Origin of the sequence: Phenylobacterium sp., assembly GCF_030645195.1 — a bacterium.
In the GTDB taxonomy this organism is placed as follows: Bacteria; Pseudomonadota; Alphaproteobacteria; order Caulobacterales; family Caulobacteraceae; genus Phenylobacterium.
In genome coordinates, this window is the sequence record NZ_JAUSLW010000106.1 from 1 (window position 1) to 9,656 (window position 9,656).

General features: G+C 70.8%; 14 protein-coding genes. 8 read left to right on the plus strand and 6 right to left on the minus strand.

The genetic code is table 11. The features are described 5' to 3' along the window. Positions 1 to 875, minus strand: an 875-nt coding sequence (locus Q7T09_RS09310; RefSeq protein WP_304699328.1) for an aconitase family protein, incomplete at its 3' end; no start/stop codon positions are given. A gap of 177 nt (positions 876 to 1,052) precedes the next feature. Here Q7T09_RS09310 and ccmA point away from each other — a divergent pair. The 7 genes from ccmA to Q7T09_RS09345 all read left to right on the plus strand — a co-directional run bounded on the left by ccmA (position 1,053) and on the right by Q7T09_RS09345 (position 4,827). Continuing rightward, positions 1,053 to 1,655, plus strand: coding sequence for a heme ABC exporter ATP-binding protein CcmA (gene ccmA, locus Q7T09_RS09315; protein WP_304699329.1), 603 nt, complete (start codon positions 1,053 to 1,055; stop codon positions 1,653 to 1,655). Then, positions 1,652 to 2,317, plus strand: coding sequence for a heme exporter protein CcmB (gene ccmB / locus Q7T09_RS09320; protein ID WP_304699330.1), 666 nt, complete (start codon positions 1,652 to 1,654; stop codon positions 2,315 to 2,317). Before ccmA ends, ccmB begins: the two co-directional genes overlap by 4 nt. A gap of 76 nt (positions 2,318 to 2,393) precedes the next feature. Continuing rightward, positions 2,394 to 2,903 (plus strand): Spy/CpxP family protein refolding chaperone, encoded by a 510-nt coding sequence (locus Q7T09_RS09325; RefSeq protein WP_304699331.1) that lies wholly within the window; start codon positions 2,394 to 2,396, stop codon positions 2,901 to 2,903. 216 nt (positions 2,904 to 3,119) lie between these two features. Then, positions 3,120 to 3,848: a heme ABC transporter permease CcmC gene (gene ccmC / locus Q7T09_RS09330; protein WP_304699332.1), complete on the plus strand. Its 729-nt coding sequence runs from the start codon at positions 3,120 to 3,122 to the stop codon at positions 3,846 to 3,848. A 2-nt stretch (positions 3,849 to 3,850) separates the two neighbouring features. Then, the gene (gene ccmD / locus Q7T09_RS09335; protein ID WP_304699333.1) at positions 3,851 to 4,006 is read left to right on the plus strand and encodes a heme exporter protein CcmD; all 156 of its coding nucleotides are present in this window, start codon (positions 3,851 to 3,853) and stop codon (positions 4,004 to 4,006) included. Continuing rightward, positions 4,003 to 4,518, plus strand: coding sequence for a DsbE family thiol:disulfide interchange protein (locus Q7T09_RS09340; protein WP_304699334.1), 516 nt, complete (start codon positions 4,003 to 4,005; stop codon positions 4,516 to 4,518). The genes ccmD and Q7T09_RS09340 overlap by 4 nt, the downstream gene beginning before the upstream one ends. A gap of 60 nt (positions 4,519 to 4,578) precedes the next feature. Beyond that, entirely contained in the window at positions 4,579 to 4,827 is a 249-nt protein-coding gene (locus Q7T09_RS09345; RefSeq protein WP_304699335.1) for a hypothetical protein, read from the plus strand. Positions 4,828 to 4,853: 26 nt separating this feature from the next. Here the strand turns inward: Q7T09_RS09345 and Q7T09_RS09350 are convergent, their stop codons facing one another. The 3 genes from Q7T09_RS09350 to ftsY all read right to left on the minus strand — a co-directional run bounded on the left by Q7T09_RS09350 (position 4,854) and on the right by ftsY (position 7,085). Then, on the minus strand, positions 4,854 to 5,480 hold the full coding sequence (locus tag Q7T09_RS09350; RefSeq protein WP_304699336.1) for a MarR family winged helix-turn-helix transcriptional regulator: 627 nt from the start codon (positions 5,478 to 5,480) through the stop codon (positions 4,854 to 4,856). Between the two features lie 85 nt (positions 5,481 to 5,565). Then, complete coding sequence (locus Q7T09_RS09355) at positions 5,566 to 6,153, minus strand: inner membrane-spanning protein YciB (protein WP_304699337.1); 588 nt, start codon at positions 6,151 to 6,153, stop codon at positions 5,566 to 5,568. Further along, positions 6,150 to 7,085, minus strand: a complete 936-nt coding sequence (gene ftsY / locus Q7T09_RS09360; protein ID WP_304699338.1) for a signal recognition particle-docking protein FtsY — start codon at positions 7,083 to 7,085, stop codon at positions 6,150 to 6,152. The genes Q7T09_RS09355 and ftsY overlap by 4 nt, the downstream gene beginning before the upstream one ends. A gap of 46 nt (positions 7,086 to 7,131) precedes the next feature. Here ftsY and Q7T09_RS09365 point away from each other — a divergent pair, with 46 nt between their 5' ends. Beyond that, entirely contained in the window at positions 7,132 to 7,761 is a 630-nt protein-coding gene (locus Q7T09_RS09365) for a trimeric intracellular cation channel family protein (RefSeq protein WP_304699339.1), read from the plus strand. Here the strand turns inward: Q7T09_RS09365 and Q7T09_RS09370 are convergent. After that, complete coding sequence (locus Q7T09_RS09370; protein WP_304699340.1) at positions 7,758 to 8,216, minus strand: GFA family protein; 459 nt, start codon at positions 8,214 to 8,216, stop codon at positions 7,758 to 7,760. The genes Q7T09_RS09365 and Q7T09_RS09370 overlap by 4 nt on opposite strands. After that, complete coding sequence (gene mtaB / locus Q7T09_RS09375; protein ID WP_370689223.1) at positions 8,213 to 9,502, minus strand: tRNA (N(6)-L-threonylcarbamoyladenosine(37)-C(2))-methylthiotransferase MtaB; 1,290 nt, start codon at positions 9,500 to 9,502, stop codon at positions 8,213 to 8,215. The genes Q7T09_RS09370 and mtaB overlap by 4 nt, the downstream gene beginning before the upstream one ends. Positions 9,503 to 9,656 lie beyond the last annotated feature (154 nt).

Below are 9,656 nucleotides of genomic sequence, written 5' to 3' on the forward strand. Positions count from 1 at the left end.
GGACCGTAGAATTCCACGAACTTGCCCACCACGCCCTTCTTGCGCAGCATCTGGGTGACGGTGAGCACCAGGTCGGTGGCCGTCGCGCCTTCCGGCATGGCGCCGGTGACGCGGAAGCCGATGACTTCCGGGATCAGCATCGGGATCGGCTGGCCCAGCATGGCGGCCTCGGCCTCGATGCCGCCCACGCCCCAGCCCAGGACCGACAGGCCGTTGACCATGGTGGTGTGGCTGTCGGTGCCGACGACGGTGTCGGGATAGGCGGTGGTCTCGCCGGCCTCGTCGAGGGTCCAGACGGTCTGGGCGAGATATTCCAGGTTCACCTGGTGGCAGATCCCGGTGCCGGGGGGCACGACGCGGAAGTTGTTGAAGGCCGAGGAGCCCCAGCGCAGGAAGCGGTAGCGCTCGATGTTGCGCTCGTACTCGCGCTCGACGTTCTCGCCGAAGGCCTTGGCGGTGCCGAAGTGGTCCACCATCACCGAGTGGTCGATGACCAGGTCGACCGGGTTCAGCGGGTTGATCTTCTCGGGGTTGGCGCCGAGGTGGGTCATGGCGTCGCGCATGGCGGCCAGGTCCACGACCGCGGGCACGCCGGTGAAGTCCTGCATCAGGACCCGGGCCGGGCGGAAGCTGATCTCGTGCTCCACGGAACCCTTGTTGACCAGCCAGGCGGCGAGCGCCGTGAGGTCGTCGGGGCCGACCGAGAGGCCGTCCTCGTTACGGAGCAGGTTTTCCAGCAGCACCTTCATGGAGGCCGGCAGGCGCGAAACGCCCGAAAGTCCGGCTTCCTCGGCGGCGGGAAGGCTGTAGTAGACGTAGGTCTTGTCGCCCACCGTCAGTTCGCGGCGGGTCTTCAGGCTGTCGATCGACGCCATATAAGGGATCCTTCCTCTGTTCACGGCCGCTTCACCACCGCTTCGGGGATCGCGCGCTTTTCGAGGCGGACACACAGCGTCCGCCCCCGCGCCGCGTACGCCCCCCAAGGCGGCGTCGGCCGCGCGCGTCATAGACCCTGGCTTGGCCCACGTCCATGCAGTGGGAACCCCGCGCCCGTGATCTCCCGTCTGAGCCTCGAAAACCTGGCCGTGCGGCGGGGGGGGCGCCTGCTTTTCGAGGGCCTGAACCTGACCCTCGACTCAGGCCAGGCCGCCGCCCTGACCGGCCGAAACGGCGCGGGCAAGACCAGCCTGCTGCGCACCATCGCCGGCCTGGTCCAGACCGAGGCCGGGACGGTGGGCTTCGGAGGCCTCGATCCCACTGAGGCCCGGGCCCGGGGCCTGCACCTGGTCGGCCACCTGGACGGGCTCAAGCCCGCCCGCACGGCCCGCGAGGAACTCACCTTCTGGAGCGCCTGGACCGGCGGGTCCCCGGAATCGACCCAGACCGCGATCAAGACCCTGGAGCTTTCCACCCTGCTGGACCTGGAGGTCCGGCGGCTGTCGGCGGGCCAGAGGCGGCGCCTGGCCCTGGCGCGGCTCATCGCCGCTCCCCGGCCCCTGTGGCTGCTGGACGAGCCCCTGAGCCCGCTGGACGCCGGCTGGCGCGAGCGATTCGGCCAGATCATGGCCGGCCACCTGGCCGGTGGCGGACTGATCGTCGCCGCCGTGCACGATCCCCTGCCCGTCCCGGCCAAGGCCCTGGAGATCGGGGCGTGAGCCGGGCCGGCGCCCTGCTGTCGCGCGAGGTGGCCCTGGCCTGGGGCAAGGGCGGCGGCCCGCTGGTCTCGCTCGGCTTCTACGCCGGGACCGCGACCCTGCTGCCGCTCGCCACCGGCCCGGAACCCGCCCGGCTGGCGGCCATCGCCACCGGCATGGCCTGGGTGGCCCTGGCCCTGGCGGCCCTGCTCTCCCTGGAGCGGCTGTTCGAGCGCGACTACGAGGACGGGGCGCTCGACCTGATCGTGCTGTCGCCCTTGCCGCTGGAGATCGTCTGCGCTCTGAAGTGCCTGGGCCAGTGGATCGCAACGGGCGCGCCCCTGGCGCTCGCCGCCCCGGTGGCGGCCATCGCGCTCGGCGCCCGGCCCGAGCTCGCCCCCCTGATCTTCGCCTGCGCCCTGGTGGGGGGCCTGGCCTTCGCCTTCACCGGCGGGATCGGGGCGGCGCTCAGCCTGGGGGCCCGGCGCGGCGGCCTGCTGACCGCCGTGATCGTCCTGCCGCTGTTCGTGCCCCCGGTGATCTTCGGCGGGGCGGCCCTGGACGCCTTCGGCAATGGATTGCCCTGGCATGCGGGCCTGGCCCTGCTGTGCGCCTACGCCGCCGCGGCGGTGGCGCTCGGCCCGCTGGCCATGGCCGCGGCCTGCCGCAACGCCCTGTCCTGAATTTTCCGGCGACGGAAACCGCCGGGTCACGCGTTGAAGGTCTTGAGGGGCGTAACAACCCGGAGTCCGAGACCCCATGAAATTCACCACCCCGCTGCTGATCGGCGCCACGATCCTGAGCCTTGGCGGCGCCGCCCTGGCGCAAACCGCCCCGCCCGCCGGCATGATATCCGGCGCCCAGGACGCCGGCCCGCGCCACGATCGCGGCGACCGTGCGCACCGCGACCCCGCCGAGATGGCCGCCCGTCGCGCCCAGCATCTGCGCGACGCCCTGCAACTGACCCCGGCCCAGGAGCCGGCGCTGAACGCCTTCATCGCCGCCCTGGCTCCCCCGGCCGGAATGCGGGACAAGATGCGCGCCGAGCGCGGCGAGCGGGCGGCGATGACCACGCCGCAGCGCCTGGACCACATGAAGGCCCGCATGGCCGAGCGCCAGGTCCAGTTCAGCCGCCGCGCCGACGCGACGATGCGCTTCTACAGCCAGCTGTCGCCGTCCCAGAAGAAGGCCTTCGACGCCCTGGGCCCGATGGGCGGCCACGGCGGCAAGGGCCACGGCGGCGGCCACCGCATGGGCGGCCGCGGCTAAGCTAATTCCTCCCCCACCGGGGGAGGGGGACCGCCGGAGGCGGTGGAGGGGGTTAGGGCGGCGCAGCTTCCATGCCCAAGCCCCCTCCGTCTCGCGGGCTTCGCACGCGATCCACCTCCCCCGAAACGGCCTGCGGCCTGGGGGAGGAATTGGATGCCTTTGCTCGTGACGAAGGCCCGGCTTGCCCGAAGCGGCGCCGGGGTCTAATTCGCCAGCATGATCCCGGCGCCGGCCTTCCTGTCGAACCCCGAGCGCTTCATGGCGTTCTCGCGCTGGGCCGCGCCCATGTTCGGCGTCATCGCCGTGCTGCTGGCGCTCGCCGGCCTCTGGCTGGGCTTCACCGCCCCCGAGGACTATCAGCAGGGCGACACCGTGCGGATCATGTTCATCCATGTTCCCGCCGCCTGGATGAGCATGTTCGTCTATGCCTGCCTGGGGGGGGCGAGCTTCCTGGCGCTCGTCTTCCGCCACGCGCTCGCCGACGCCGCCGCCCAGGCCGCCGCCCCCCTGGGCGCGGCCTTCACGGTCCTGGCGCTGGCCACCGGCTCGCTGTGGGGCCGGCCGATGTGGGGGACCTGGTGGGTCTGGGACGCGCGCCTGACCTCGGTCCTGGTCCTGCTGCTGTTCTACCTGGCCTATATGGCCCTGCGCGCCTCCCTGGACGACGAGGCCAAGGCGGCCCGCGCCGGGGCGATCCTGGCCCTGGTGGGCGTCGTGAACCTGCCCATCGTCCACTGGTCGGTGAACTGGTGGAACACCCTGCACCAGGGCGCCTCGGTGTTCCGCAAGGGCGGCCCCACCATGACGGTGGAGTACCTCTATCCCCTGCTGCTGCTGGGCCTGGCCTATATGGCGGCCTTCGGGTCCCTGTGGCTGGTGCGTATTCGCGGCGAGGTCTGGCGCCGCCGCGCCGAGGCCGCGGCCCTGCGCGCGGCGAGGGGCTGACCATGCTCGACCTGGACCCCGGCGCCTACGCCGCCTTCATCTGGCCCGCCTACGGCCTGACCGCGATCGCCTTCCTCGGCATGATCGCCTCCAGCCTCAACCACGCCCGCCGCTGGCGCAAACGCGCGCGGGAGCTTTCCAGGGACCGCGAGGCGTGAACCGGGGCCTGGCCTTCCTGCCGCTGATCGCCCTGGTGGCGCTGGCCCTGCTGTTCGGGTTGTTCGCCTTGAAGCACGACCCCCGGGTCCAGCCCCAGGCCCTGGTGGGCAAGCCGACCCCGGACCTGGTCCTGCCCAGCCTCGACGATGGCCGGCCCGTGCGCCTGCGCGAGGTGGCCAAGGGTCCGGCGCTGGTGAACATCTTCGCCTCCTGGTGCGCCCCCTGCGAGATCGAGCAGCCGGTGCTGGTGGCCCTGAAGGCGCAGGGGGTCCCCCTGGTGGGGATCGCCTACAAGGACGCGCCCGACAACACCAAGGCGTTCCTGACCCGCCTGGGGGACCCCTATGGCGCGCGCCTGGTGGACCGCGACGGGCGGGCCGGGATCGAGCTGGGGGTCACCGGCGTGCCGGAGACCTATCTGGTGGGGGCCGACGGCATGATCCTGGCCAAGCACACCGGACCGCTCACCGAAAAAGACGCCCGGGATCTCTGGGCGAAGGCCCCGCGTTAACCTTACATTGAGGCGAACCGCGCGATGTCGTTGACCGCGCATTAACCATAAGGCCCCGACGTGGCGCTCCCGATCCGACCCGGCTTCCCGCAGACCGCCCAGCCGATCCAGCGGCCCGAGGCGCCCCGCAATGCGGGTCAGCGCGCCTTCTTCCAGGCCGCGCTCGGCCAGCAGGAGGCGCCGACCTCGGCCGCCGCCGCCCAGCCGACCACGCGGGCCCAGCCCCTGGGCCGCATCCCCACCAACCTGCCTGCCGATCCGCCGGAGCGGATCCTGCGGCCGGGCTCGCTCCTGGACATCAAGGTCTAGGGACACATCCCAGAGCGGGTGATGGGTCAGGCCGCCTTCTTGGCCTTCTTCTCTTTCTTGGGCTTCTCGGGCTTGGGGGTCTTTTCCGGCTTGGCCGGCTTCTCGGCCTTGGGCGCCTTCTCCGGCTTGGGCTTCTTCAGCTTGGGCTTCTCAGCCTTGACCTTCTTGGCGGGCTTTTCCACCGACGGCTGGGCGGCGGCGTCGCCGGCGGCGATCAGGTCGCGCAGGACGCTGACCAGGCCCTCGCGCTTGCCCGAGGAGAGCAGCTTCAGCAGCTTGGCGTCGACGGCGGCCATCTTCGGCTTGGCCTCCTCCAGCAGCTCGCGGCCGGCCTCGGTGAGGCTGACGGCGTTGGCCCGCGCATCGGCCGCCGATCGCTGGCGCTCCAGCAGCCCCTTGGTGATCATGCGGGCGGCCATGTCGGCCAGGGTCGAGCGGTCGATGCCGGTGATCTTGACCAGGTCGGTCTGGGTCAGGCCCTCATGGGCCTCGACCGCCGCCAGGACGGCGTACTGGCGCTGGGTCGGTCCGCCGGCCCCGAAGGCCTCGGCGTAGAGGTCCAGGGACAGCTGCAGGGCGCGATGCAACAGGTGGCTCGGCGACCGGTCGAGGGCCGGGAGCCCGCCTGACTTGCCAGACTTCGATTTCGACATGGAGTTCCCCGCCTTTCGGATTTGGCTCGGGCCGGAACATTATAGTCCGTTCGCGTCGTTTTGACGACAGCCGTCCGTGGACGGCCTATTCGATCGGCGGCACCGGCGGCGGCTCGTCGATCTTGGCGTACTTCATCATCAGCGGCACCTGGGAGAAGCCGAACAGGATGTGGATGATGGACAGGCCCGGGAAGCGGAACAGCACCCAGGTGGCGTCCGGCTGGGTGCGCCAGAGGAATTCGTTCAGGCCCGCCACGCAGAGGAAGAAGATCCCGTAGCGCCAGGTCAGCTTGCGCCAGCCCTCGTCGGGCATCTGGAAGGCCTTGCCCAGCAGGATCTTCAGCGGGTTCTTGCGCAGCACCATGCCGCCGATCAGGAACAGGCCGAAGGCGACGGAGGTGACCGTCGGCTTGACCTTGATGAAGCGGTCGTCGTGGAAGAACAGGGTCAGGCAGCCGAACAGCACCGCGATCAGCCCCGCCACCAGGGGCATGGGGGCGATCCGCTTTTCCACCACGAAGCCGATGACCAGGGCGAGCGCCGCGCCGGCCACCATGCCCCAGGTCGCCTGGACGGTGTCGTGGGTGATGAAATAGGCGATGACGAAGCCGACCGGCCATCCGTAGTCGACGAAGCCGGTGACGAACTTCTTGGCGCCAGGCGACAGGGTCATGCGTCCTCCAGACCGACGAGGGAACGGGCGAAGGCCCGTGCGTTGAAGGGCTGAAGATCCTCGATCCCCTCCCCGACGCCAATCAGCTTGATGGGGCTGTCGGAGGCCTGGGCCACGGGCACCAGGACCCCGCCCCGGGCGGTGCCGTCCAGCTTGGTCATGACGATCCCCGACACCCCGATCTGGTTGCCGAAGATGTTTTCCTGGGCGAGCGCATTGCGGCCCACCGTGGCGTCGAGCACCAGCAGGGTCTCGTGCGGGGCCTCGGGGTCAAGCTTCTTGACCACCCGGATGACCTTCAGCAGCTCGTCCATCAGGCCCTGCTTGTTCTGCAGGCGGCCGGCGGTGTCGATGAGCACCACGTCGTGGCCCTTCTCCTTGGCGTGAGCGATGGCGTCGAAGGCCAGGCCCGCGGCGTCGGAATTGGGCGGGCGCGACATGAAGTCGGCGCCGGCGCGCTCGGCCCAGACCTTGAGCTGCTCGACGGCGGCGGCGCGGAAGGTGTCGCCGGCCACCACCAGCACCTTGGCGCCCTTGCCCGTCAGATCGGCGGCGATCTTGCCGAGCGTCGTGGTCTTGCCCGAGCCGTTGACCCCGATGAACAGCACCACATAGGGCTTCGGCCCCGAAAGCGGATCGAAGGTCCCCTGGCGGCTGGAAAGCTCGTCGCCGATGGCCTCGGCCAGGGCTTCCTTGATCTCCATCTCGTCGACGCTCTTGCCGAACTTGGCGTCGGAGAAGCGCTGGGTGATGCGGGCGGCCGAGTGCGGACCGAGGTCGGCCTCGATCAGCATCTCCTCCAGCTCGTCGAGCTTGGCCTGGTCCAGCGGCGCCTTGGTGAAGGTCGCGGCCACCTGTTCGGTCAGCGCCTTGGACGAGCGCGTGAGGCCGCCGGCGAGGCGCTGGAACCAGCCCTTCTTGGGTTCAGTCATAGGCGGCTTCTAGCGGCTCCTCGGCGTGCGCGATAGAGGATGGGGAATGGACGCGCTGACCGCCACCCTGACCTGGCTGGACTACGCCGCCGTGGCGGTGTTCGGGGCCACCGGCGCGCTCGCCGCCGCGCGGCGCAAGCACGACATCGTCACCTTCGGCTTCTTCGCGGCCGTGACCGGGGTGGGCGGTGGCACCCTGCGCGACCTGCTGATCGGGGCGCCGGTCTTCTGGGTGCAGAAGCCGGCCTATATCCTGGCCTGCCTGGCCGCGGCCATGGCGGTCTGGGTGTTCGGGGCGGGCAAGGGGCGGATGCGGGTGCTGCTGTGGCTCGACGCCCTGGGCCTGGCCGCCTATTGCGTGGTGGGCGCGGCCAAGGCCGCCTCCCTGGGGGCGCCGCCCTTCTCCGCCGTGGTGATGGGGACGCTGACGGCCTGTTTCGGCGGGGTGATCCGCGACGTGCTCGCCCACGAGCCGTCGATCCTGCTGAAGCGGGAGATCTATGTCACCGCCGCCCTGGTGGGGGCCAGCGTCTTCGTGATCCTGCAGATGTTCGAGGTTCCGGGCTTCCCGGCGGGGGTCGCGGGGTTCGCCGCAGCCTTCGCCATCCGAACCGGCGCGATCCTGCGAGGCTGGGCCCTGCCGGGCTTCCCGGGACGCGGGACGCCGGAGGATTAGAGCGGCCAGACGTCCGTGTCGTGGTCCGGGTGCTGGTGGCTGACGAGGGTGGCGTAGAATTGAGCCACCTTCTCCGCCTGCGCCGGGGTCCGCTGCGCCAAGCCCTTGAGGTCGTCCACATAGGGCAGCTTGGACTCCACCCCCACCTGCAGGACCGGGACTATCTTGTCGGGGTGGTCGAAGGCGCCGATGGCGATATTGACCGGCCACTGGGGCGACTCGAAGGAGAGCTGGGTCCCGCAGTCGCCGCAGAAGCCGCGGGCGATCAGGTTGGAGCTCTGGAAATATTTCGGCGCGCCACGGGTCCATTCGAACCCTTCGACGTCGACATAGGGACCGTAGAAGCCGCCGAAAGCCTTCTGGCACATGCGGCAGTGGCAGATGCTGGCCCGGCCCAGGCGCTCGGCGTGGAAGCGCACGGCGCCGCACTGGCAGCCCCCCGACCAGCCGCTCATTCCGCCGCCTCCAGCACCGCGACCTTGCCGATCGCCCGGGTCCCGTCGTGGCCGGTGATGGTCATGGGAACGATGGCGCCCACGGCGGCCTCGCCCGCATAGGCGATCTCGGTGAAGTCCTCGGCGCGGGCGACGCCGTCGCGTTCGACGAGGCCGGTGAGGGTGCGGCCGACCTGGCGCTGCAGGTGGCGCTCCAGGGCCCGCTCGCCGGCGGCGCGCAGGCGGGCGGCGCGGTCCTTGATCACCGGCCGCTGGAGCTGCGGCATCCGCGCGGCGGGGGTCCCCGGACGCGGACTGAAGGGGAAGACGTGCAGGAAGGACAGCCCTCCGTCCTCGACCAGCTGAAGGGTGTTTTCGAACATCGCCTCCGTCTCCGTTGGGAAGCCGGCGATGAAGTCGGCGCCGAAGGCCGTGTCCGGGCGCACGGCGCGGACGTCGGCGATCAGCTTCAGGGCGTCGGCGCGGCTGTGGCGGCGCTTCATCCGCTTCAGGATCATGTCGTCGCCGGCCTGCAGGGACAGGTGCAGGTAGGGCATGAGGCGCGGGTCCTCGGCCAGACAGCGCATCAGGTCCGGGTCGATCTCGGCGGCGTCGATGGAGGAGAGCCGCAGGCGCGGCAACTCCGGGACCAGCTTCAGGATGCGGGCCACGAGCTGGCCAAGCGTCGGCTGACCCGGCAGGTCCGAGCCCCAGCTGGTGATGTCCACCCCGGTGAGCACCACCTCGAGATAGCCCTGGGCGGTGAGCTTGCGGACCTGCTCCACCACCTCGCCGGCGGCGGCCGAGCGGGAATTGCCGCGGCCGAAGGGGATGATGCAGAAGGTGCAGCGGTGGTCGCAGCCGTTCTGCACCTCGACAAAGGCCCGCGCGCGGTCGCGCAGGCCATCGATCAGATGGCCGGCGGTCTCGCGCACGCTCATGATGTCGTTGACCCGCACGCGGGCGGACGCGTCGTTCATCGCCCCCGGCCGCGCCTTCTCGGCGTTGCCCAACACCAGATCGACCTCCGGCATGGCGGCGAAGGCGGCCGGATCGATCTGGGCCGCGCAACCGGTGACGATCAGCCGGGCGCCGGGCCGCTCACGCCGCGCCTTGCGGATCGCCTGCCGAGCCTGGCGGACGGCCTCGTTGGTGACGGCGCAGGTGTTGAAGACGACCGCGTTCTCGACCCCGTCGGCCCGCGCGCGCGCGCGGAGGGCCTCACTCTCGTAGGCGTTCAGCCGGCAGCCGAAGGTGACGACCTGGACGTCGGCGGCGGCGGCGGCGAGGAGGGCGGGAAGGGTCATGGTTCAAACACGTCGGGCGGCCGATGTGGCCGCCCTTGGAGGAGATTGTGTAGCAGATTGGGCGGCGTCACCCAAACCGGCCTCCCCGCGCACCCGCCCCGCTGCCTTGGGGCAAGGCCTCATCACACTTCCCCAAACTGTCATCCCGGACGGC